The sequence below is a fragment of the Marinomonas sp. ef1 genome (assembly GCF_002806845.1).
Lineage (GTDB): Bacteria > Pseudomonadota > Gammaproteobacteria > Pseudomonadales > Marinomonadaceae > Marinomonas > Marinomonas polaris.
The window spans coordinates 96,271-118,607 of sequence record NZ_NHTT01000001.1; the positions used below are offsets into that span (position 1 = coordinate 96,271).

A 22,337-nucleotide genomic window follows, 5' to 3' on the forward strand; every position below is an offset into this window, starting at 1 on the left:
TTATGCCTAGGAAGTCACATCATGAATATGAAAGAAATGGCTTCCTCTGACAGTCTGTTTTTTGTATTGTCATTTAGATACTCAATAACCTCATCGTTCAATATAAGGATGCAATTTTGGAACTAGATATATATCAAGTCGATTCATTCACCTCTGTTCCTTTTAAAGGTAACCCCGCGGGCGTGTGCATAACAGAAAATGCACTTGATGAAAGCCTGATGTTTTCCATTGCTGAAGAAATGGCTGTTTCCGAAACGGCATTTTTATCTTTAAGTAACATGCGATTAAGATGGTTTACACCTAAGGTAGAAGTCAGCTTGTGTGGCCATGGAACCTTAGCGGTTGCACATATTTTAAAGGAGAATGGCTTTGTTTTGAGCGGTGAAACATTGGTGTTTGATACCTTGTCAGGTGCGTTATCGGTTACAGTACAAAATGAAATTATTGAAATGGACTTTCCGGCAGCGACTCTTAGCACTATTGTCGATGATCATGTAATGCTCTTAGAGCATCTTGGAATTAATCCAAATAACGTTGTGTTCTTTGGTCGCTTTGATGAAAAATTTATTATCGAAATTGACAGCAACGATAGGTTATTAGATTTAACCCCCAATTTTGATGGCTTAAAAGCATTACCGGGTCGTGGTGTTATTGTTACAGCAAAGTCACCATCCAATGAAGTGGATTTTGTTTCTCGTTACTTTGCTCCTTGGGTAGGTGTGAACGAAGATCCTGTGACAGGTTCAGCGCATTGTGCCTTAGCGGTATATTGGCAGGGAAGACTTAACAAAAATAAGCTTAAAGGTTACCAGGCGTCGACTCGTGGTGGTTTTGTAGAAGTTGAGCTTTTAGCAAACAATCGAGTGAAACTGATTGGTTCAGCGGTAACGACATTGAAAGGGAAAATGTGTATTAGCGAATGATTCTCGAAAATATAGAAACAGAAAAAGGTAATATCTTTATCGATAGGCTAAAGCAGGAAGGCTGGAAGTTGAAATCACAATACAGTCCTTTTGCCTTTGATAAAGGTATCGACTATGACTGCTATGAGTTGGTGTTGGGCAAGGAAACGATAGTGCTTGAATGGAATAATTGGTTTGAGTGGGCACTATTCGGAAGTGAAGAGGTTGTTTGTGATTTGCAGGCACGGTTCTTTTTAAGTAAATGAATTTTTCCTTTAAAGATATATCAATTATTTTCTTCAATATTCATTAGAAATGCGTTTTACTGATATCAATAAAATAATAAAAATAGAGGTCTGTAAAATGAAAACCATGCTTGAACACTTGTCCCAATACGCTTTTTACCACCAAGATCGTCGTAATGTTGCAACGCATTTTGTTGGTATTCCGATGATAGTTGTTGGAATTGCTGTTTTAATGTCTCGTCCACATTTTACCTTGCTCGACATAGTGTTCACGCCCGCTCTCATCATTGTCCTTGCCAGTAGTGTTTTTTATGTCCGCTTAAACAAAATGATTGGCATTGTAATGACAATATTGTTGGCTTTGATAATTGGGTTCGCCGAGTTTGTAGCAGTTCAAAGCACATTCGTATGGTTAATCACGGGGATTAGTTTGTTTGTCGTAGGTTGGATATTTCAATTCGTAGGGCATTACTTTGAAGGTAAGAAGCCGGCATTTTTGGACGATATAACTGGGTTGATTATTGGACCTTTGTTTGTCTTTGTTGAACTGTTGTTTTTACTAGGGCTAAAACGGGATTGGCAACAAACAATAGAACGTTCTTGCGAAAAACAAAATAAAGCTGTGAATAAAAAATAATTAAGATTGAAGTAGAATTGCTTGGAGCGATTAGATAGATAAGGTAGGAACAGGAAGCGCTTAATGTTTTTATTCTAGCGCCATTTCCTTACAAGCCTGTTGGAGTAAGCCAAAATATCTGTTTTGAGAACAGATGCTTACCCAATAACTTTCTAGTGAACTTAACTGTTACAGCGTATTGATCTATTAAGCGTGTTGAGCAGAAGAAGATACAAGTGCTGATTTCAATTTGATTGCTACATTTTTAACGGCTTGAACAGCAGAAGAGATACCAGCAATGATATATTCAGCGCGTTCTGCACGAGCGATAGCTTCGTATTTTTCAGCATCAGTAAGATAAGAAGTGTTTACGTTTTCTAATAGCTCAGCAACAGATTTAGTGTTTTTCATGATGTATTCCTCGTTTATGGTTGTTTCAAAAAGCATCAAAACTTATTCCGTTTTGATGCTTATATAGTAGAAACTATGGGTAAATAAGACAAACGATAAAAAATACGCCTATACCTGAAAAAAACTAATCAATCGGACAGTTAATCATTATGTAAGTGAGTGAAAGCAATATATATAAAGGCTTTCAGCTTATTTATATACTGTCCAAAGGGCTACCATTTTGTTTTGCTGTGTCTAAACGTATGTAGGATTTTGTGCTCACGACGTCTGCATGGGCATAAAGTTGTTTGACTACTAAGTCAGTGAATTGCGCCATGTCTTTAGCACAAATTTCTACCATCAAATCTACGTCTCCAGTGACACCATGTACGCTAATTGCAGCACTTTTTTGTTGCAGAAAATTCATCACATTATCTCGTGCATTGGGCACATCTTTACTGACGGTGACTAATGTCCAAGCCATGACGCTGTAGCCGAGTTTTTGGTAATTCACCTGCGCCCGATAACCACTAATAATGTCCATTTCTTCTAACTGACGTAAGCGTCTTAGGCACTGAGATTGCGAGAGGTTAATACTCTCTGCTAACTGTGTATTGCTAAGACGGCCATCTTTCTCCAATGCTTGGATTATTTTGTAGTCGGTACGGTCTAGGGTGATTTCTTTCATAAAAGGCTCAATTTAAACAAAAATCTTGTATTACGTTAGTGATTCTCGCTTCAAATAGCAAACAACTTGTGTGGCATATTATCTATACTTTTATCATATTAGTTTGTTGTTGATGACAAGCTTTAGATTGCATCCGATAAGGGGATAAGGTTATGGCACCTAGGTTAGATTTGGCGTTTGTACGTTCTCACTTCCCAGCTTTTAAAGAACCTTCTTTAGCGGGTCAGGCGTTTTTTGATAATGCAGGTGGTTCTTATGCTTGTCAGGCGGTGATTGATCATTTAGATCAATATTATCGAGAAACCAAACTGCAGCCTTATCATCTTCATCCTGCGGCACAAAAAGCCGGTGCTCAGATGGATTTATCTCACGAGCGTTTAGCATCTTATTTGAATGTGAAGGCCAGCGAAGTTCATCTTGGACCTTCTACTTCTCAGAATACTTATGTACTGGCGCAAGCTTTTGGCAAGATTCTAAAAGCAGGCGACGAGATCATAGTGACCAATCAAGATCACGAAGCAAACATTGGTGTTTGGCGTGCATTAGAAGTACGTGGAATCGTGATTAAAGAATGGCAAGTTGATGCAAAGACTGGATCGTTAGATATTAATGACTTAGAGACCCTTTTTACTGAACGAACCAAGCTTTTAGCCTTTACCCATTGTTCGAATATCGTCGCTGAAATTAATCCTGTAGCAGAGATTTGCACCCGAGCGAAAGCCAAGGGTGTTGCGACTGTGGTTGATGGTGTTTCATTTGCTGGTCATGGCTTACCAAATGTGGATGCATTGGGTGCGGATATTTATCTATTTTCTCTTTATAAAGCTTATGGAACTCATCTTGGTGTGATGGTCATTCGTGATGCCATGGCGGATAAATTGGGCAATCAAGCGCATTACTTTAATAAAGCTTATCGTCAAAAATGGTTTGTGCCAGCTGGACCAGATCATGCTCAAGTTGCGGCGAGCCGTGGAGTGTTGGATTACTTTGATGCCTTGCACGATCATCATTTCGATGCCACGGATTCTGGTGCTGAAAAAGCGCAGCGTGTGCGAAATTTGTTCCATGATGCCGAGCAAGTATTGTTGGCTAAGTTGCTTAATTTTGTTGATCAACATCCCAGATTGACCTTACTTGGAACTGCAGATCCTGCGAAGAAAGCCGCGACAGTGTCGATTATCCCTAAAGGGCAAACGCCTCAGGAGCTGGCGCAGAAACTAGTTGATCAAGGCATTATTTGTGGAGCAGGGCACTTCTATGCGGTGCGTTTATTAGAAGCGATGGGAGTGGACACAAGTACGGGCGTGGTTCGCTTGTCATTTGTTCATTATACGAATGACGAAGAAATGGATCAGTTGATCGAGGCTTTAGATAAGGCGCTGTCATAACGGTACTTTTTAATAGTATTTTTGTTGTAGAGACAAGGTAGATAAAACATCTGCCTTGTCTCTATTTTTCAATTTACCTTATTTGTTTTTTTGTTCTGGCCAAGAATCATAATGAACCGCAGAACTAGCATCTCGTCTTGGCAACCAGCCAGCCCTTTCTAGGTCTGGCGTGTCATGAAATATGTCTACATAGCCCACGCACAAATAGGCAATGATATCGATGGATTCAGGAATGTTAAGCGTATCGCGTATGACCTTGTCATGAACAATACTGACCCAGCCAACACCGAGATTTTCCGCTCTCGCGGCTAGCCATAGATTTTGTACCGCGCACACCGAACTGAATAGATCCATTTCTGGCTTCGTGGTTCGCCCTAATACAACAGAGCCTGTCCGGCTGCGATCGCATGTCACACAAATACCCAGTGGCGCTTCTTCAATTCCTTCTAGTTTGAAACTCTTATATTGCTCTTTACGCTTGCCTTCAAACAGTTCGGTTGCTTCGGCATGAGCTTGCAAAAAACCTTGTTTAATTTGAGTCTTGGATTCTGCTTTGGTGACAAGAATGAAGTCCCAAGGCTGCATAAAGCCAACGCTTGGCGCATGGTGAGCAGCCAGTAATACGCGTTCTAAAACATCGTTAGGAATAGGGTCGGGTTTGAACTCTCGTCGTACATCACGACGAGAGAATATGGTTTTGTATACCGCGTCGCGCTCTTCTGGAGTGATGTTCATAATGATCGACTTTTGTTTTATGGAAAGCCGATATTATGGGGATTGAAATCAATTTATGCTAATGAGGAAAGCTTAGGTTAAAGAGAGTTTTTCTAAACTTGATCGCTACAAACCGCTTTTAGTAATAAATCATCGCTTTCAAGTGGGTACCAAGTTGAAGTTGATGGCTGTTTTGAATCTGGGGAAGCTGTGAAAGATTGAGTGAAATCTGTTCTGGCGCCTTGTACGCAATCGACTATTTGTGGAACACGTTTCGCCATGTGGCGACGTTCAAAAAAGTACAAGTCGACTAGAACAAGGTTCGGATCAATTTTATTTTTTGCAGAATTCTCTATGTCGGCAGCGATAAAACGAAGAGTTTGTGGGAATACGTAGCTCCAAGGACGCCAAGGGGCTTCTTCTTGAACAGCTTTTACAACGACAACGCCTTCTGGCAGTAAGCTCGTTTGATGATCATACCAATCGTACTCACCTTGAATTTGAAAACCAAGCATGGTGGCACCAGCAAACACAGGAACCAGCCATTTCGGCGCAGTTTGTTTGGTTATCTTTCTTAACAACAGAGCAATACCTGCGCCGCCAATACCGGCAAAAACGGTAGCAATGAGTTCCCAAAACATAAGCGCTCTCTTTTTTGGTTTGTGTGGATTCTTATTATAGGGAAATTGGGCCTCACAAAGAAGTGAGGCCCAATGGTTAGAAGTGCTTTTTGTTGTTAAACCTTAGTGGTCAACTGCACCGCCTGCACCTTGAGGGTAACGAACACTTTCAACAAGGTCTTGGATTTCTTTTGGTGGTGGCGCTGTCATCGAAGATACAGTGAATGCGACTACAAAGTTAATCACCGCACCAATGGCACCGAATGACAATGGTGATACACCGAACCACCAATTATCAGGAGTATTGGCGAACGATGCTGTACCTGGGACGAAGAACCAGCCAAGGAATAAGAAGATATAAACCAAGGTAGAAATCAGACCCGCTAGCATACCAGCGATTGCTCCAGTGCTATTCACACGTTTAGAGAAGATACCCATCATTAGAGCAGGGAAGATAGAGGCTGCAGCAATACCAAATGCTAATGCTACTACCTGAGCCGCGAAGCCCGGTGGGTTCATGCCTAGATAGGTTGCCACAACAATGGCAACGAACATGGATATCCTTGCAACCCTGAGTTCTCCTTTGTCACTAATATTGGGGTTTATCGATCCTTTTATTAAGTCATGACTTATCGCAGACGAAATCGCCAATAGTAAACCAGCAGCAGTAGATAGTGCAGCCGCTAAACCACCCGCAGCAATCAGTCCAACGACCCAACCTGGCAAGTTTGCAATTTCTGGGTTAGCCAATACAAGAATGTCACCGTTAACCGTTAACTCATTGCCAGCCCAACCACGAGCTGTTGCTTCGTCTTTAAAGGCAGGAACATCGTTGTAGAACTGTACACGGCCATCGCCGTTTTTATCATCGAACTTGATAAGACCGGTAGTTTCCCATGTTTGAACCCAATCAGGACGCTCAGCGTACTCAATAGGTGCCGCCGTTGGGCCAGAAGGATAGATAGTGGTCAATAGATTCAAACGAGCCATAGACGCAACAGCAGGTGCTGTTAGATATAGCAAAGCAATGAATACTAACGCCCAACCAGCAGACCAACGAGCATCGGCTACTTTAGGAACAGTGAAAAAACGAATGATAACGTGTGGCAGACCCGCTGTACCTATCATCAAAGATAGTGTAAACAGAACCATATTCAGTTTGTTATCAACATCGGCAGTGTAATCTCTAAAGCCAAGCTCTCTCACCACTTCATCTAATTTTTGTAGCAAAGGCATGCCAGATTCAGTGTGATTAGAGAAAAGACCGATAGCAGGGATAAACGTATCCGTTAGCTGTAAGGAGATGAAAACGGCAGGGATGGTATAAGCAATGATTAGTACCACATATTGCGCAACCTGCGTATAAGTGATGCCTTTCATGCCGCCCAATACTGCGTAGAAGAATACAACAACCGCAGCGATCATAAGACCTGTGTTGTTATCTACTTCCAAGAAGCGAGAGAATGCCACGCCTGCACCAGTCATTTGACCGATTACATAAGTAACTGAAGCAATGATCAAACAGGCGACAGCTACTAATCTAGCTGTATTGCTGTAGAAGCGATCACCGATGAAGTCTGGCACGGTAAACTTACCAAATTTACGTAAGTAAGGTGCAAGCAACATAGCCAGTAATACATAACCACCAGTCCAACCCATTAGGTAAGTTGAGTTAGCGTAACCGCCTGCTGCGATCAAACCCGCCATGGAGATGAAAGACGCAGCAGACATCCAGTCAGCAGCTGTTGCCATACCATTAAGTACTGGATGGACACCGCCGCCTGCAACGTAGAATTCTTTTGTCGAACCAGCTCGTGCCCAAAATGCGATACCGAAGTAAAGCGCAAAAGAGCCGCCGACGAAAAGTAAATTGATAGTAAATTGATCCATGCGACTTACTCCTGAAGGCCAAATTCTTCATCAAGCTTGTTCATTCTCCAAGCATAGAAGAAGGTCAAGATGATGAATACGAGAATGGAACCTTGCTGAGCGAACCAGAAGCCTAAATCAGCGCCTCCAATCATAATGCCTGAGAGCATGGGACGAAGTAGAATGGCACAACCGTAAGATGCTAATGCCCAAACCACTAAACTGCCTAGTATCAGCCTGAGGTTTGCTTGCCAGTATTTTTCTGCATTAATATTATGATCTGACACGGTAGATCTCCTTATAATTATTGTTATACGCCTTATTAATTTAGCAGGCAGTTGTCTAATAAGAAGTCAGACTTTAGTCGCATAGAGTGCTTTTTAATCAATATATGCTCATGTGGGATTTACGCAATATTGCCTTTCGAAAGAGAGTAAGAGAAGTGAATACTAAGATTAAGCAAAAGATTCTTTCGGTTTGTGCTGAAAAAATAAAACAAAAAGGCGACGGCGTTCAGGTATCGTTTTATGCTTTTTTTGCCAATAAAAACCATGATCCAATCACCTTGATGGCTGTTGCTCGCTGGTGGATTGAAGAACAGCAACTGAATCACTTCGAAAAAGCCACTAAGATTTACGCCATGGTGGCATCGCTTGATGACTCATCAGTATTTCAATCATCTTATGCTGAACAAGGTAAAGGCCTTAATCATCTGACGTTGAGTGTGACGAATCTCGATTCCTCTCTCGAATTTTATTGTCACCTGCTCGGTTTTAAAGCAGAAGTACGTTGGAATACGGGTGCCTATTTGTCATACGGGAATTGTTGGCTTTGTTTATCACTGGGTGAAGCCAAACCTAGTCGGGATTACACGCATTTTGCTTTTAGTTTTGACTCATCAGCCATGTCTCGTATTCAGCAAAAAAATGCTTTTCAAGCAGTGAAGCAATGGCAAGTAAATAGCAGTGAAGGGGATTCTTTATATATTGAAGACCCTGATGGTCATAAGTTAGAACTGCATTCAGGTTCCCTTGCTACGCGTCTTAAGTCTTTAAAAGCTAAACCTTATGACGGATTGGAGTGGTTAAATTAAATCTGTACCATATCAGTCTTACTAAAGAAGAATAGCCTTCTTAATAACTGATCTTTTGGTGGAGGTTTTTAATAAGTGCGTATGTCATAATCGACCAGTGACAGACTTGTCTTAGGAGACAAAGGGTGATTCAAGCAATTTACGTGTCGAAAAAATCCAAACAATCCCAGATAGGGATTGATGCCGTCAAAGTTGATGCGGGTAAAGGCATCGTAGGCGACAGATATTACGGAAAAAAGGGCACAGACGGCCCAAATATTACCTTTGTCGAAAGTGAAGAAATCGCAGCTTTTAATGCTAACTTTGGACAAAGTATTGGTCTTTCTGCGACCAGAAGAAACATAGTGACCCAAGGCGTGCGACTTAACCAATTAGTTGGTCAAGAGTTCTCTATTGGTAATGTACGTTTTTACGGAGTCGAACTGTGTGAACCTTGTGTCTCGCTAGGAAAATCCCTAGCCAATGATTCGATATCATCACCACAAGTCGTGAGAGCTTGGCTTCATCGCGGTGGTTTAAGAGCTAACGTATTGAGCACCGGTATTTTGCGTACTGGCATGCAGTTTAATTTGATCCAGAATGGTACTAATTAGAAAAAGGCTAAGCAGTAAAAAGTAAGTAATAGCACCTTTCTGGATCGTTTAATTAAACAAGATCCTCAGCCAAAACAAAGCGTTTAATGTCGTTAAACTCTTTATTAAAAAGCTGTGATTGCGGTGTGTATTTACCTGCTAGGCAGTCTTTTACAATCTCTTCAGCACGCGTTAGATAAGTGTTTCTATCTTCCGTTTGACTTGGCTTTGGTTCTGCTTTTGGCAGCGGCACTTTTGTTTGCAACAACAATAGTTCATTAAGCGACTTAGCTTTGGTTGATTCACCTTGGAAACGCCATAAATCAGTGCCTTGGTCATAAGCGTAATAAGGCAATAGGGTCGTGCCGTGTTTCGCGACGAAATCGATAGCGTCTAAAATAAACACCGCTTCTGCATTGTCTAAGAAATAATTCAAATTGAAGCGAACCCAGCCCGGTTTTACCAGTTTCTCACCTTTTCTCAGTGCTTCTTGAATACGTTCCGATTCAGTTTTGTCGATATCTAAAAGCTGATGGCCATAAGGCCCAGCGCAAGAGCAACCGCCTCGAACTTGGATGCCAAACACATCATTCAGTACAGCGGTGACAAAACCGTGATGTAAGTAACCAAAGTCGGTTTTAATGCGAAAAGCGGTAATCGACAAACGCGCTGCGTCAGCATGACCTAAGCGTTCAATGTTTGGATGATTGTGCCAATGTTTGTCGATCAATTGTTCGAGTTCGTGTTCACGGGCTTCGATCGTTTTGTCACCAACAGCTTGTTTGAGCTGAAATACCAAACCGGCACGAATGGATTCTAGAATTCCTGGTGTACCGCCTTCTTCTCGACGCTCGCCAATCGGTAAAAATGTGTGATCTTCAGGTGTCACAAAAGACACCGTGCCACCGCCAATAAGGCTTGGTTTTTGGTTAGTTATGATGACTTTTTTAACGACCAAAATACCTGAAGTACCCGGGCCGCCGATAAATTTATGGGTAGAGAAAAAGATCGCATCTTTGGCAAGTGCTTGGTCTTTGCTTGGGTTCATATCTAGCGCCACATAAGGCGCGGCCGCGGCAAAATCCCAAAAAGCGAGGGCATTATAGCGATGTAACAAGGTGGTAATGGCATCTTGATCACATAAAATGCCTGTGACGTTGGATGCAGCGCTGAAACTACCGATGAGGCGTTTATTTTGTTTTGCCTGTAATTGCTCTTCTAAGGAGATTAAACAAACGCCGCCGTCTTTTGACTCTGGGATTCTGATTACTTCAATGCCCAGCTCTCGCCAAGGCAATTCGTTGGAGTGATGTTCATACGGTCCAATAAAAACGCATACATCTGATTTGTCAGATTCACTCAATTGACGTAAGCCTAATTGACTAATTAAGGTATTAATCGCGCTAGTGGCGCCGCTGCCGCAAAATATCACCAAGTCTTCTTCTGATGCGTTGACGGCTTCTCGAATTTGCTGGCGAGCTTGTTCACGAAAGGCGGTAGTTTGTTGGCCGGTTGCATTGGCTTCAGTATGAGTATTAGCATAAAGCGGTAAGACGTTTTGACGAATAGCGTCTTCGATAAAGTCTAGACTGCGGCCAGAGGCGGTGTAGTCGGCGTAGGTTAAGGTTCGAGCGCCAAAAGGTGTCTGTATTTGCGTGTCTTTACCTATGATACCGTCCCGAATGCGGGCAAACAAAGCCTCTTCATTAGATAGTTCTTTTGTGCCGTGGTTTTTTGTACGTTGGTTTAAAGTGCTTTGATTTAAAGTGCTTTCTGCGGCAGCAATGGACATGTTTCTTTCCTCATTTGGCTTGCCGCATCAATGAACCTGTCAATTGCTCACTCTTTCATGCTGGGCAAGGGCAACTGAGTTGTCCATTTGATTTGCTCCATGGCGAAGTTTGAGGTGACGTCGGTTAATGCGGTGGCACTAATTAATCGTTTATAAAATTTGTCGTAGGCTGGAATGTCTTTTACCAACACACGAAGTAAGTAATCGTATTCACCTGCCATGCGGTAAAATTCCACCACTTCAGGGAATTCGGCCACAACGCGAGCAAACTCATCGGCCCAATTTGCGTCATGCTGATTGGTTTTAACTTGTACAAAAACCGATACGCCAAGTCCTAGTTTGTCTGCGTCTAAAAGCGCGACACGACGCTTGATAAATCCTGCGTTTTCTAGTTTTTGAACTCGTCGCCAGCAGGGCGTTTTTGATAAGCCAACTTGCTGAGCCATAGCCTCTGTTGAAATACTATCATCACTTTGAATTAAGGCAAGTAGTTGCAAATCTATCTCATCTAAGTGCATTTTGTTCTCTTTTTTGTTTGTTTTTTGGATTTTTGTTTCCTATTGTCATGTTTTTTTTCGCTTGCTGCAACTCGGTTCCTTGACCTTGTCTAATAGAGGAATTTAATTTTTCACTTGATGGAAAAAAAACGCTCAAAAAGACAGATATTTTTTTAAAAATGAGGATATTAAGTGCTTTAGTGAAAGGGTTTTATAAATATTTTTTATCCGGCGTTCTTACTTTGGGTTGTCATCATATAATCAAGACCACCTTATTTGAGTAAGGTAACAGCACATTAATACAAATTTGGACGGTTAAATATTACAGGAGTAATAAATGATATTGCGTAACACAATTCGTTTTGTTGGTTTAAGTTTGCTTTCGAGCGCAGCGTTCGCCGCTAATCAAGTTGCAGTGTCGGATGACGTGATATTAAAGCAGCGTCAAGCGCTGCAAGAAAGTACAAAGGGGCAAGGCGTTGGACCTCAATCACCGCGAGACATCGATATAAAGTTTGGCCGTAATATTCAAACCTTTGCACAAGCACCAGTCTCGAGCAATATGAACCTCTGCAATATTCACTTCCATAAAAATGCTGAACATAAAGGCGGTGAGTTTACCAAGTATGCCGGTAACGGCGACGGACAGGGATTTCAAACTGGTTATGTTTATTCTGGTCAATTGAGTCAGCAAGAGTTAGAGCCATTGAAGGGTGGTGCTGTCTGTAAAAGTAAGCATAGCGAACTATTTCCTGGCGATACCATTGAAGTACATTACGTGTATTCCACTGCAAAAGTTGAACCAGGTCCAACCTTAGGAGCCTGTATTATCAAGGGACAAGCAAGCCCTCAACTTCGTGTAGAAACTCAAGTTTATGTAGCGGTGAATGATAACAAAGCGCTTAACTTCAAGGCTTTGACGGCTCACGATGTTCGTAATGGTCTTTATCAAGCGACACACATTCCTAATAACACAGGCACACCAGTGACTTATTCAGGTTCTACGACAGGCCCCAGTTACAATGAAAAAGCGTCACCGTATCAAGTGACATGGAATGTACGACCTAACGTGGCAAAGGTTGATATTCAATCAGTAGGAGACTGGTGCGATAGTCAAAATATCTACCAAGAAGATCACGCTCATGGTGTAAGAAACCTGATAACCAATCTAGATTTGCTATCAAAGGTTACCGATGCTAATTAAGCAAAAACAGCATGAATTCATGTTCCAGTTACTTTCTAGTTTTCGCATAAGGCCCTCTTTTTAGAGGGCTTTTTTGCTCTTTTGTAAAGCTTATTTTCTTTCTATCAGGTTTTCTTTAAAAAGCGTCTATCTCGATTTTATATAATGTTATATCATAACATTTTGTTCTATAGGAGAGAGTTATGGAAAGTATGCTAGGCAAATTGCCAGTTACAGTTTTATCAGGCTTTTTAGGTGCAGGTAAAACAACGGTTTTAAGCCATATATTGAATAACCGTGATGGTTTAAAAGTTGCGGTGATTGTTAACGATATGAGTGAAATCAATATTGATGCGACGACGATTAAGCAAGAAGTGTCGTTGAATCGTAGTGAAGAAAAATTAGTAGAAATGAGCAACGGCTGTATCTGCTGCACCTTACGTGAAGATTTGCTTATTGAGGTACGAAAGCTTGCGGAAGACAATTGTTTTGATTATTTAGTGATTGAATCAACCGGTATTTCTGAGCCCTTGCCCGTAGCAGAGACCTTTACTTTTGCGGATGAAGACGGTGTGAGTCTATCTGATATCGCTCGCCTAGATACCATGGTCACTGTCGTGGATGCGGTGAATTTTATGAAGGATTATGACGCTGCAATATCCTTGCGAGAAACCGGTGAATCCCTTGGTGAAGAAGATGAGCGTAGCGTGGCGGATCTGTTGATTGATCAAGTTGAATTTGCCGACATCATTTTGATCAGTAAAACCGATTTGGTGAATGAAGCGGAATTACGACAATTAGAATCCATCCTTCGTAGCTTTAATACTGAAGCGGAGATTATCCCAATTCATCAAGGCAAAATAGAGCCTAAACGATTGTTGGGAACCGGCAAGTTTAGCTTTGAGCGAGCACAACAAGCAGCTGGCTGGTTAAAAGAAATGCGTGGAGAGCATGTGCCAGAAACGGAAGAATATGGAATTGGGAGCTTTTCATATTTAGCGCGACGACCTTTTCATCCGCAGCGTTTTTTTGATTTCCTTCATAACACTGAGGCGTTTGGGAAATTGCTGCGCTCGAAAGGCTATTTTTGGTTAGCGACTCGTCCAGAGTTTGCTGGTCAATGGAGTCAGGCGGGCGGTATTGCGCATCATGGTTTTGCAGGCATGTTTTGGAAAGCGGTACCTAAGGATAAATGGCCACAAGATCCAGAATATCTTGAATCAATAGCAGATCAATGGGTAGAGCCTTTCGGCGACATGCGTCAGGAGTTGGTGTTTATCGGCCAAAATCTGAAAAAAGAGGCTGTGATAGAAGCGTTGGATGCTTGCTTGTTAAGCGATCAAGAATTGCTGGCAGGAAAAGCAGTATGGGCCACATTGCCCGATCCATTTCCTGAATGGCAAGAGGTTGCTTAAGCTTACTCTTGCTCTGTTGCTTTTCCCCCAATGCTTGGTTAAAACTCTGAGTACTTTGATGGATTATAACGCTCACTAAGCTTGTATTAGGAAGTTATTTCAATCTTGTATCTGTTCAAATTTTTTTTATATTTGCAGTATTATGCGAATATAAAACTCTATCTGGGCTGGAGAAATATGGATATTGATTTAAAGGCATTACTCACACATTACCTTCGTCAACTTGATAATATGTTGGAACAAATTCCAGAGGAAAGCTTTTCAGCTTCGCTGTCAGATAACATGTTTTCTCTTGCGGGTAATGCTCGGATAGCGGCTAATTTTGCTTTGCGTGGATATTGCCCGCTTGTTGGTGTTAAAACGGTTTCTTTTGATCTAGGGAGCGATGATCAAAACGCAGTACGGGAACAAATTTCCGCTACTTTAGATTATCTTGAAGGGCTACCTGCAGTAGAGACCTTGAATAAAGATGTGTTGCTTAGTGAGAAGGCGGGATTTACTGAACTGAACCTGCCACAACCTGAGTTTTTACATCATTATATAATGCCTAATTTTTTCTTTCATATCAGTATGGTTTACGCCATTGCGAAATCGGTTGGTGTCGACTTAGGGAAGGCAGATTTTGATGGTTATCACAGCTATCCAGTCGGTTTTAGTTGGTTAAAGCCTTAAAGGAATCAGATGAACTGAACTAAACTGTAGCCTCTTTTGTTTTTCAAAAGAGGCTAAATTGACTTTAATTACTTCTGTTCTCCTTCGTTAATTGGTTCTAGCACTTCCACAGTTTTATTTTTTAATCTATTCATTAATAAATGAATGTCTTCTTTTATCATCAGTAAAACAGGGATCAAAATTAATGTTATCACTGTGGCAAACATGATGCCGTAGGCGAGGGACACGGCCGCAGGAATGAGCATTTGTGCTTGTCTTGAGGTTTCCCAAAGAATCGGAATCAAGCCAGCAAAAGTGGTGAAAGACGTCAGCAATACCGCACGCAAGCGGCTGCGGCAAGCGAGACTGATGGCTTTTTTGACGTGGCTGGTTTCATGACGAAGGTCGTTGAAGCGAGACACGAGCAACAGACTGTCATTTACCACAACACCGCTGAGCGCAAGTATGCCGTTCAGAGAGAAAATCCCCAACGCTAAATTGTTCATCCAATGACCAAGCAATGCACCAATGATTCCGAATGGAATCGCCATCATGATGATAAGCGGCTGCGAGTAAGATTTTAGAGGTATCGCCAAAAGTCCATAAATGATCAAGAGAGCGATGAGGAACATCTCCGACATAGATGACTGAGTTTTTTCTCTTTGCTCTGCTTCCCCAGAGAAATAGATCGAAACTCCGGCAAACTGACGCTTCATCTGTGGTACGACGGCTTTTTGTAAATATTCGACGACTTCTGTTGATGACATGGCGTCTTTATCAACTTCGGCAGACAGATACAAAGAGCGTTTGCCATCAATGCGAATAATACGAGTCTCTGCATCTTCTTGAGACAGCGTAGCAACAGTTGAAAGTGGTACGCGGGTACCGTCGTCTAAAACAATTTTGGTATTCATTACGGCGGCTGGTGATTCTTTTTGTTCGCTTGGATAACCTAAGCGTACTTCGACTTCCGAGTTGTCTCGCTGGTATTTTTGTACTACCTGACCATCAAAATTACGGGCGACTTGAGTGGCTAAATTGCTGGTGGATAATCCTAATAGTCGACCCTGATCGGTTAGTTTTAGGGTGAGTCGAGACTCGGTAGGCTCATTGTTTTGCTCTATTCCTGTCACCGCTGGTAGTGTGGCTAATTGCTTTAATAGTTCTTCCATTGCACCGTTAAGAACACTTGTGTCATTACCGCGCAGTTCAACTCTTAACGCGTCAACTGTTTCACGAGCACTACGAATTCGTAGGTTTTTTACACCTTCTGGCATGCCTGAAAGTTGCTGCCATTTGCTAGCAAATTGCGCTGAGGTATAGGGTCTATTCTCGTCTAGCTCTATGCGTATGTTGCCAGATTGGTCATCACTTGCCGTGACTTGGATGTTTTTGATGGCGACATCGCCTTTCGGTTTAGGAGCTTCTTTAGGTTTTGCCGAGTCTTTTGGTTTTTTGTCTGATTGCTCCGCGCTGTTAACTGGTGGACGTCGGTGTTCGCCGCCATCGGTGCGTAATGCGATGTCGGCTTGATACGCTTTTTGCTCTAACTCAAATAAAACTTTGTTGGTTTGTCCGTAGCTGACGTCGTTGTACATGGTGAGTGTGCCACGCACTGTATCTCCTGGAATTTGAGGGAAAAAACTCATCCTGATAGCGCCTGTAAATGGCATGGAAATAACCAGTACAAAAATAGCGATGAAAAACAAGCAAACAGCGTACCTATGATTAAGCGCTAGATCAATTGTCGGTCGGTAGATACGCTCGCTGAACCACTGTAAACCAAAATCTGCACCTTGTTGAACCATAGCCCATGCTTTAGATATTGGATTGGTGCGAGTCGATTTTTGTGTATTTATGTGGGCAAGGTGAGCTGGTAGGATAATTTTAGATTCGATTACCGATAGAATTAAACAAATAGCCACGACAGTAGCAAATTGAGAATACAGTTGCCCTAAACGCCCTTCAATATTTGATAGAGCCCAGAATGCTGCGACAGTAGTGAAAACGCCAAATAGTGTCGGAATGGCAACTAACATGGTGCCTTTAATTGTGTTGCCTATGGTGTCGCCTTCTTTAGACCTGACGGTATAGACGCTCTCACCAACCACAACGGCATCATCAACCACAATCCCTAAGGCCATGATAAAACCAAAGGTTGTAAACATGTTCAATGTCAGGCCGATGCTTTCCGTACCCATAAAAAATAAGGTGCCAAAGAAAATAAACGGCAACCCCATGGCTACCCAAAATGCCACAGTGACGTTCAAGAATATCGCTAGCAAGATAAAGACGAGTAATACGCCTGTAATGGCGTTTCCTATCATCAATTCTAAGCGTTGATTAATCGATTCACTACGATCATACCAAGTGCCGAGTTCGACATTAGCTGGTAAGCGTCCGCTGTCCTGCCAATCTTGAATGACAGCTTTTGCTCCGATCACGGAGTTGGAAATATCGCTGGTGCCTGTAGTTAGAACTTGAATGCCTAAACTATTTTGGCGATTAAAACGCGATAAAACATAATCATCTTCGTCAAATGTGTCGCGTATGTTAGCGATATCACCCAGTAGAACTTTTCCTCCAGATAGGTTGGAAATAACGGGAATTCGAGCAAACTCACTTTTTATGTAGGCTTGCTCAGATGCGCTGATGGTTAAGTAAATGTTTTCGTCCCGCAACGTCGCGACTTGAGCTGGAGATGATTCGGCATTGATTGCAGTGGCAATATCGGACAAGGTGAGCCCGTAAGCTTCAAGTTTGTTTTTATCAATGTCGATCATAATGGTTGGGTCTAGCCAACCAGATACTGAAGTCGCACTGATGTTTTCGTTTGCCAATAAATCAGATTCTAATTCATCAGTAAGCTTTTGTAGGGTACGTCGATCTGCATCACCATAAAGTTGAATCCAAATTGAATGTTCTTCGCGAGTGGCTTTAGATACGACTGGCGGATCGGCTTCATCAGGAAAAGAAGAAATCTGATCAACCTTATCTTTGACATCGTTTAGGAGCGTATCTATGTCATAACCATCCAGCATTTCGACAGTGGTGCTGGTTGATTTTGCGGTTGATGAAGTCGTAATGGTCTTGATGCCAGAGACACCTTGTAAGGCTTCCTCTAACGGAATGGCAATACCTTCTTCGTTTTCTTTGGCTGAGCCGCTGTCATTGCTAACAGAAATAGCCACGCGGTTTGGCGTTAAGCTTGGGAAGGCCTCTTTATTCAGCGAGCCCATGTTCAAAACGCCTAAGCTGATAACCAGAATTAGCAATAAATTCGCAGCCACTGGATTATTGGCAAACCATGGAATAATGCCTTTCGGCTGATCAGTCGGACTCATGGTTTCACGCTCTTATCATCTGATGTCGAGGTATTTAATGACTTAACAAGAGTGCCTTTTAAATAACTGTTATAAGGTTGTACAAGCACTTGATAGGGTTTGTTTAGCATGGATGTTGGCACTTGAATATAAACGTATTGAGAGTCAACAAAACGAGGAGTGGTTTCAAAGGCAGCTAGCCGACTATCTTGATCTATGTACCAGATTTCGCTCTTTTGACTTAAGGCCGTGTTAGGTAGTTTCCAAAGGTTATCTAGATGCTTGCCTTGAATCGATACTTGAACAAAAGCGCCAGGAATTAACGCTGGAGTTTGATCAAGTGGGCGGTCTAAGCTAACCAACAAGCTGCGCATGCGAGTCGTTTCGTCGATGTGTTGGTTGACACTTAAAATTTTACCTTGCCAAGAGTCATTGTTATCAATGCTTGAGATTAACGCTGGCCAGTTGTCTTTTAGTAGCGTTTTAGTATCGGGGAGCTTTAGCCAATCACTGTTGGATAAATCGATTTTAATTTCGGCTCGATCGACGCTGTATAGTATGCCTATCTCGCTTCCTGCGCTTAGATATGAGCCAAGTGAAACATTACGAGTGACTATTAAAGCGTCAAAAGGTGAGGTTAGTTGGGTATGCTTTAATCTGGTTGTTGCGTTGCTAAGTTCAGCCTTAGCAGCTTCAACATCAGCTTTAGCGGCTGCTAATTGTGGCTCTCGTAATACTAGGTCTGAATCTGGATCACCTTTAAATCCAGCGGCGGCCCATTCTGCTCTGGCTTGCTCACCTTGGCGAGCTTCCTCTTTGAGCGCAAGCTCTGCGGTTGCTAGAGTGTTTTTGGCACTGGCTACTGCACTGTTTAGTTCGCTGTTTTGTAATTGGCCTAAAAGATGACCTTTCTTGATGACTTGGCCAGACTCAAATTGATTTGAAATGCTAATAACTTCGCCGCTTACTTGGCTTGTCATTGTCAGATAATACCTTGGCTTAACTACACCTGATGCCTTAATAGTGGCCGCATAGCGACCAGTGTTGGCGGTGATTGTTGATAATTCTAGTGCTTGCGCTGGCGTCTCAGGGCGCGGTGTTTGCAATCGATTTTGCTGTGTTTCAATAGCATGGATAACATAAAAGTAGACACCTGCTATTGCAGCACCAGCCAACAATAAGGTTATCCATTGAGAAAGATATTTCATTAAGGTTTTACTCCAAGCCCGAGTGCGAGCCCCAAATCAACTCTGTTTGATAGGTGCTGATAAATTAAATTGTCCAATTGTGCTTCTAAGTCAAAAGCAGTGGTTTGCGCATTGATTAAGTCATTCAGTTCGACCAAACCTGTGCGGTATTTTTTCTCGTATTGAGTGAGGTTCTTTTTGGCGCTAAAAAGTGCTTCATTAATGTGGCGGACTTGCTGTGATAGGACGCGTTCTTGCCCCAAGGTATTTTCTACTTCGTTGACGGCAGTGAGCAGTGTGTCACGGTAATCTTGATAGGCTTGAGCAGTTTTGAGTTTGGCGATTTCTGCAGCGGCTTTTAGTTGTCCACCTTGATAGAGTGGCTGAGTTATTTGTGCTAGCAAAGACCAAATAGGCGAACCAAACAAAGCCGCTCTTGGCGATGCTGCTGTTTCGCTTAGTGTTGCGCTTAGGCTGATGCTGGGAAGCATGTCTTTATAGGCTACAGAGGTATTTAAATCGGCGGCTTCAATAGTCAAATACGCAGCTTTTAAATCCGGTCTGCGTTGTAAGTTTTGTTGTGGTAGGTCGCTTAATGTAAGGCTGACATTGGGGTAGTTTTGGTTGGTAATGAAACTCAAACTATCTGTTTTGCCTAAGTAAAGTTGCAGGTTGCGTATTTCAATAGCTAGGTTTTCTTTGTATTCCACTAGGTCAGCTTTAGATTGAGAAGTGGAAGTACGAGATTCGTCTAGTTCTTCTAAGTTGCCAAGTCCATTTTTAAAACGTTTTAGAATTAATTGCTCGTTTGCTTCTAACAGTTTTAGGCGTTTCTGCTCAATATCAATGGCATGTTGTTTCGCAGTAATAGCCAGCCAAGTTTTAACTACATTAGCAACTAAGGTGTCACGGCTGGCTTGATATAAGGCCTCGTCACTGGCAAGCGTTTTGGCCGAAGCTTGTTCTGCTTGAGCGAGTTTTTGCCATAAATCGGCCTCCCAACTAATGCTTAAACTGGCTTTGTAGTCGGTATTGCTGCCTTCTGATTTGTTACCAGAAAAGCCTGCTTCGACGCTAGGTAGAGAATCGCCCTGTTGGCTTTTTAAACTCCATAAACTGGCTTGTAGAGTCAGCTGCGTTTTTTGCAAACTAGGATTCGCTTCTAGAGCTTGGGTAATTAGGCTATTTAGTTGTTCATCTTGTATCAAATCTGTTAAATAGCTTGCAGGAACGACGTTGTCCATTGTTTGCCATTGGGAAGTTTTAGTCTTGCTCGTTGAATCTAGTTCCTGTTGCGCTAATTCAGCGTAGTCTTTGCGTTTCTCTGTATTACTACAGGCCGCTAATACCAGACTGAGGCAGAGCAACCCTATATTTAAAAAAGGCCGGTTGAGCATTTAATATGTCCTAGTAAAAGAGCTGAATCAGTGACGTTTTTTTACACGCTATATTTTTAATATAAGAAAAGTAAGTCGTTGGATTATTACGTTTTTGGATCAAGGCTTTAAGTGTATTTGCGTTTCTTTACAGTTTACCTATCTAGCTGAGAGCAATTACAGATAAAGCAATTACTTATTAGACTGCTTTATCTGTATTTTTTACGTCATGATAAGATTATTTGGTTCACCCTGCTTTTGCCCGTTGTTCGAAATTTTGCAAAATCATTGCTAAGGTTTTGATTGCCCACTCGCGCCTTTCCATACTTTGCTCACTGAAGTTAAGTCTAAAGCAATTACGATACTTACCAGTTGCAGAAAAAAGCGGGCCGGGTGCAAAGCCTACACCTTCTTCGCGGCAGCGTTCAATTAGCTTCATGCTGTCAATACTGGGATGAAGCTCTACCCATAAGATAAAACTACCGACAGGGTAGCTAACTCTGGTGTCACTGGGTAAATAGTTTTTTATCACGCTAAGTAAATGGTCTCGCTGTTGCTCGTAGTCTTGTCTCATTTTGCGGATGTGCTTAGCGTAGCCTCCTAAGCGAATAAACTTCGCAATGGCAAGCTGGGGAAGAACTGGACACATAGAACTACTTACGTACTTGATGTGAGTAACTTTGTCTCGATAACGCCCCGGTGCAATCCAGCCAACCCGCATGCCAGGCGCAATGGTTTTGGAAAATGACGAACACAGCAGAACTCTGCCATCTTCATCAAAGGATTTGATGGTTTTAGGACGTGGGAATTGATACGAGATATCACCGTAGATGTCGTCTTCTATTATGGCAATATCATAGCTTTGCGCGAGTCGATAGAGCTGCTCTTTTTTGTCTTCTGGCATGGTATAACCCAGCGGGTTATTGCAGGTTGGTGTGACAAAAATCGCCTTAATTGGCCATTGATCTAACGCTAACTCTAATGCCTCTAAACTGATACCCGTTTCGGGATGGGTTGGAATTTCCATTGCTTTAAGGTTCGCCGCTTTGATCGCTTGCATGGAGCCGTAGAAACTTGGAGATTCGATGGCAATAATATCGCCAGGTTCTGTCACCGCTCGTAAGCAAACAGATAGTGCTTCTTGGCAACCTGAGGTAACGACTAAATCGTCTGGGTGTAACTGGCAACCGGATGCTACGGCTAGACGACAAAGTTGTGTGCGTAATTCTTCCGTACCACGAATATCAGCGTAACCTAATCCTAATTCTGGTTTTTGCTTGGTAAGGTCTGACAGGGTTTTGAGTAAAGGCTTCAAGGTTGTCGCTTTCATATCTGGCATAGCATGCTGCAACTGTACGCCTTTGTTACCACTGCGATTCATTAGCATATTGAGCACTTCTTCCCATTGGGAAACTTCCAAAGGGCGCTGTGGTGGTCTTGAGATGCTGGGCAGATTGTCCTTTTTGCGTGAGCAAACAAAGTAGCCTGATTTTGGTCGAGCTTCTACCAGTAGTTCTTGCTCAAGTTGCCTATAAGCTTCTTGTACAGTTGAAATGCTGACACCATGTTCTTGGGCTAATTGGCGTACAGAAGGCAGCTTGTCGCCAGACTTATAAAAGTCATGCTGTATGTGTTCACGTAAGCGGTTGGCAAGTTTTTGATAAAGTGTCATAGCATCTCCCTTAAAGCCTTCTTGGTATCTGTATTGATTATAAGGTGTGTATTTGCCATGTATGACCATACAGATTCAGATTTATTTGGCCATACAGTGCAAAAAAACCTCTCACTGTATGTTTAATAAAGTGATTTTTTGAAT

The 22,337-nt window shown here is 42.3% G+C and carries 21 protein-coding genes and 1 pseudogene; 10 read left to right on the plus strand and 12 right to left on the minus strand.

Features of this window, described 5'->3' with window-relative positions; all coding sequences use genetic code 11:
* Nucleotides 1-116 precede the first annotated feature (116 nt).
* From CCS02_RS00465 to CCS02_RS00475, 3 genes are all read left to right on the plus strand, one after another.
* The gene (locus tag CCS02_RS00465; RefSeq protein ID WP_100187401.1) at nucleotides 117-923 is read left to right on the plus strand and encodes a PhzF family phenazine biosynthesis protein; all 807 of its coding nucleotides are present in this window, start codon (nucleotides 117-119) and stop codon (nucleotides 921-923) included.
* A complete protein-coding gene (locus CCS02_RS00470) occupies nucleotides 920-1,168 on the plus strand; it encodes a hypothetical protein (RefSeq protein ID WP_100187402.1) in 249 nt (82 codons plus the stop codon). Before CCS02_RS00465 ends, CCS02_RS00470 begins: the two co-directional genes overlap by 4 nt.
* Before the next feature lie 97 nt (nucleotides 1,169-1,265).
* Complete coding sequence (locus CCS02_RS00475; RefSeq protein WP_100635265.1) at nucleotides 1,266-1,784, plus strand: Mpo1 family 2-hydroxy fatty acid dioxygenase; 519 nt, start codon at nucleotides 1,266-1,268, stop codon at nucleotides 1,782-1,784.
* A gap of 186 nt (nucleotides 1,785-1,970) precedes the next feature.
* Here CCS02_RS00475 and CCS02_RS00480 read toward each other — a convergent pair whose 3' ends face one another.
* Complete coding sequence (locus CCS02_RS00480) at nucleotides 1,971-2,174, minus strand: RSP_7527 family protein (protein ID WP_072838057.1); 204 nt, start codon at nucleotides 2,172-2,174, stop codon at nucleotides 1,971-1,973.
* Nucleotides 2,175-2,367: 193 nt separating this feature from the next.
* Nucleotides 2,368-2,841 carry an Lrp/AsnC family transcriptional regulator gene (locus tag CCS02_RS00485; protein WP_072837773.1) on the minus strand — a complete coding sequence of 158 codons (474 nt, stop codon included), beginning with the start codon at nucleotides 2,839-2,841 and terminating at the stop codon, nucleotides 2,368-2,370.
* A 152-nt stretch (nucleotides 2,842-2,993) separates the two neighbouring features.
* Between CCS02_RS00485 and CCS02_RS00490 the strand changes: the two genes are divergently transcribed.
* A complete protein-coding gene (locus tag CCS02_RS00490; protein ID WP_100635266.1) occupies nucleotides 2,994-4,229 on the plus strand; it encodes an aminotransferase class V-fold PLP-dependent enzyme in 1,236 nt (411 codons plus the stop codon).
* A gap of 78 nt (nucleotides 4,230-4,307) precedes the next feature.
* Here the strand turns inward: CCS02_RS00490 and bluB are convergent, their stop codons facing one another.
* The 4 genes from bluB to CCS02_RS00510 all read right to left on the minus strand — a co-directional run bounded on the left by bluB (nucleotide 4,308) and on the right by CCS02_RS00510 (nucleotide 7,719).
* Entirely contained in the window at nucleotides 4,308-4,964 is a 657-nt protein-coding gene (bluB, locus tag CCS02_RS00495) for a 5,6-dimethylbenzimidazole synthase (RefSeq protein WP_100635267.1), read from the minus strand.
* A 92-nt stretch (nucleotides 4,965-5,056) separates the two neighbouring features.
* A complete protein-coding gene (locus tag CCS02_RS00500; protein WP_100187408.1) occupies nucleotides 5,057-5,584 on the minus strand; it encodes a hypothetical protein in 528 nt (175 codons plus the stop codon).
* Between the two features lie 102 nt (nucleotides 5,585-5,686).
* Nucleotides 5,687-7,453, minus strand: a complete 1,767-nt coding sequence (locus CCS02_RS00505) for a sodium:solute symporter family protein (protein WP_100635268.1) — start codon at nucleotides 7,451-7,453, stop codon at nucleotides 5,687-5,689.
* Nucleotides 7,454-7,458: 5 nt separating this feature from the next.
* Nucleotides 7,459-7,719, minus strand: a complete 261-nt coding sequence (locus CCS02_RS00510) for a DUF4212 domain-containing protein (RefSeq protein ID WP_100187410.1) — start codon at nucleotides 7,717-7,719, stop codon at nucleotides 7,459-7,461.
* A gap of 110 nt (nucleotides 7,720-7,829) precedes the next feature.
* On the opposite strand from CCS02_RS00510, the pseudogene CCS02_RS22210 reads away from it, so the two are divergent.
* The 3 genes and pseudogenes from CCS02_RS22210 to CCS02_RS00520 all read left to right on the plus strand — a co-directional run.
* Nucleotides 7,830-8,066 (plus strand): annotated as a pseudogene (locus tag CCS02_RS22210) (DUF6500 family protein); the annotation flags it as partial.
* 6 nt (nucleotides 8,067-8,072) lie between these two features.
* On the plus strand, nucleotides 8,073-8,525 hold the full coding sequence (locus CCS02_RS00515; RefSeq protein WP_100635587.1) for a VOC family protein: 453 nt from the start codon (nucleotides 8,073-8,075) through the stop codon (nucleotides 8,523-8,525).
* A gap of 125 nt (nucleotides 8,526-8,650) precedes the next feature.
* Nucleotides 8,651-9,118, plus strand: coding sequence for an MOSC domain-containing protein (locus CCS02_RS00520; protein ID WP_100635269.1), 468 nt, complete (start codon nucleotides 8,651-8,653; stop codon nucleotides 9,116-9,118).
* Nucleotides 9,119-9,170: 52 nt separating this feature from the next.
* Here CCS02_RS00520 and CCS02_RS00525 read toward each other — a convergent pair whose 3' ends face one another.
* Nucleotides 9,171-10,889, minus strand: coding sequence for an aminotransferase class V-fold PLP-dependent enzyme (locus CCS02_RS00525; RefSeq protein ID WP_100635270.1), 1,719 nt, complete (start codon nucleotides 10,887-10,889; stop codon nucleotides 9,171-9,173).
* Between the two features lie 47 nt (nucleotides 10,890-10,936).
* Nucleotides 10,937-11,407, minus strand: a complete 471-nt coding sequence (locus CCS02_RS00530; RefSeq protein WP_100635271.1) for an Lrp/AsnC family transcriptional regulator — start codon at nucleotides 11,405-11,407, stop codon at nucleotides 10,937-10,939.
* A 316-nt stretch (nucleotides 11,408-11,723) separates the two neighbouring features.
* Between CCS02_RS00530 and CCS02_RS00535 the strand changes: the two genes are divergently transcribed.
* The 3 genes from CCS02_RS00535 (at nucleotide 11,724) to CCS02_RS00545 (ending at nucleotide 14,656) form a co-directional block, all read left to right on the plus strand.
* Complete coding sequence (locus tag CCS02_RS00535; RefSeq protein ID WP_100635272.1) at nucleotides 11,724-12,590, plus strand: delta-class carbonic anhydrase; 867 nt, start codon at nucleotides 11,724-11,726, stop codon at nucleotides 12,588-12,590.
* 182 nt (nucleotides 12,591-12,772) lie between these two features.
* Nucleotides 12,773-13,984: a zinc metallochaperone GTPase ZigA gene (zigA, locus tag CCS02_RS00540; RefSeq protein ID WP_100187415.1), complete on the plus strand. Its 1,212-nt coding sequence runs from the start codon at nucleotides 12,773-12,775 to the stop codon at nucleotides 13,982-13,984.
* A gap of 177 nt (nucleotides 13,985-14,161) precedes the next feature.
* Nucleotides 14,162-14,656: a DUF1993 family protein gene (locus CCS02_RS00545; protein ID WP_072837784.1), complete on the plus strand. Its 495-nt coding sequence runs from the start codon at nucleotides 14,162-14,164 to the stop codon at nucleotides 14,654-14,656.
* Nucleotides 14,657-14,724: 68 nt separating this feature from the next.
* Here the strand turns inward: CCS02_RS00545 and CCS02_RS00550 are convergent, their stop codons facing one another.
* From CCS02_RS00550 to CCS02_RS00565, 4 genes are all read right to left on the minus strand, one after another.
* A complete protein-coding gene (locus CCS02_RS00550; protein ID WP_072837785.1) occupies nucleotides 14,725-17,979 on the minus strand; it encodes an efflux RND transporter permease subunit in 3,255 nt (1,084 codons plus the stop codon).
* Complete coding sequence (locus tag CCS02_RS00555; RefSeq protein ID WP_100635273.1) at nucleotides 17,976-19,166, minus strand: efflux RND transporter periplasmic adaptor subunit; 1,191 nt, start codon at nucleotides 19,164-19,166, stop codon at nucleotides 17,976-17,978. The genes CCS02_RS00550 and CCS02_RS00555 overlap by 4 nt, the downstream gene beginning before the upstream one ends.
* Nucleotides 19,166-20,542: a TolC family protein gene (locus CCS02_RS00560; RefSeq protein ID WP_100635274.1), complete on the minus strand. Its 1,377-nt coding sequence runs from the start codon at nucleotides 20,540-20,542 to the stop codon at nucleotides 19,166-19,168. Before CCS02_RS00560 ends, CCS02_RS00555 begins: the two co-directional genes overlap by 1 nt.
* Before the next feature lie 226 nt (nucleotides 20,543-20,768).
* Complete coding sequence (locus CCS02_RS00565; RefSeq protein ID WP_072837788.1) at nucleotides 20,769-22,193, minus strand: aminotransferase-like domain-containing protein; 1,425 nt, start codon at nucleotides 22,191-22,193, stop codon at nucleotides 20,769-20,771.
* Nucleotides 22,194-22,337 lie beyond the last annotated feature (144 nt).

Bases quoted from the DNA above. Each gene is read 5' to 3' on its own strand.
- CCS02_RS00470 (WP_100187402.1), top strand. From the start codon at position 920: ATGATTCTCGAAAATATAGAAACAGAAAAAGGTAATATCTTTATCGAT.
- CCS02_RS00475 (WP_100635265.1), top strand. From the start codon at position 1,266: ATGAAAACCATGCTTGAACACTTGTCCCAATACGCTTTTTACCACCAA.
- CCS02_RS00480 (WP_072838057.1), bottom strand. From the start codon at position 2,174: ATGAAAAACACTAAATCTGTTGCTGAGCTATTAGAAAACGTAAACACT.
- CCS02_RS00485 (WP_072837773.1), bottom strand. From the start codon at position 2,841: ATGAAAGAAATCACCCTAGACCGTACCGACTACAAAATAATCCAAGCA.
- CCS02_RS00490 (WP_100635266.1), top strand. From the start codon at position 2,994: ATGGCACCTAGGTTAGATTTGGCGTTTGTACGTTCTCACTTCCCAGCT.
- bluB (WP_100635267.1), bottom strand. From the start codon at position 4,964: ATGAACATCACTCCAGAAGAGCGCGACGCGGTATACAAAACCATATTC.
- CCS02_RS00500 (WP_100187408.1), bottom strand. From the start codon at position 5,584: ATGTTTTGGGAACTCATTGCTACCGTTTTTGCCGGTATTGGCGGCGCA.
- CCS02_RS00505 (WP_100635268.1), bottom strand. From the start codon at position 7,453: ATGGATCAATTTACTATCAATTTACTTTTCGTCGGCGGCTCTTTTGCG.
- CCS02_RS00515 (WP_100635587.1), top strand. From the start codon at position 8,073: ATGGTGGCATCGCTTGATGACTCATCAGTATTTCAATCATCTTATGCT.
- CCS02_RS00525 (WP_100635270.1), bottom strand. From the start codon at position 10,889: ATGTCCATTGCTGCCGCAGAAAGCACTTTAAATCAAAGCACTTTAAAC.
- CCS02_RS00530 (WP_100635271.1), bottom strand. From the start codon at position 11,407: ATGCACTTAGATGAGATAGATTTGCAACTACTTGCCTTAATTCAAAGT.
- CCS02_RS00535 (WP_100635272.1), top strand. From the start codon at position 11,724: ATGATATTGCGTAACACAATTCGTTTTGTTGGTTTAAGTTTGCTTTCG.
- zigA (WP_100187415.1), top strand. From the start codon at position 12,773: ATGGAAAGTATGCTAGGCAAATTGCCAGTTACAGTTTTATCAGGCTTT.
- CCS02_RS00545 (WP_072837784.1), top strand. From the start codon at position 14,162: ATGGATATTGATTTAAAGGCATTACTCACACATTACCTTCGTCAACTT.
- CCS02_RS00550 (WP_072837785.1), bottom strand. From the start codon at position 17,979: ATGAGTCCGACTGATCAGCCGAAAGGCATTATTCCATGGTTTGCCAAT.
- CCS02_RS00555 (WP_100635273.1), bottom strand. From the start codon at position 19,166: ATGAAATATCTTTCTCAATGGATAACCTTATTGTTGGCTGGTGCTGCA.
- CCS02_RS00560 (WP_100635274.1), bottom strand. From the start codon at position 20,542: ATGCTCAACCGGCCTTTTTTAAATATAGGGTTGCTCTGCCTCAGTCTG.
- CCS02_RS00565 (WP_072837788.1), bottom strand. From the start codon at position 22,193: ATGACACTTTATCAAAAACTTGCCAACCGCTTACGTGAACACATACAG.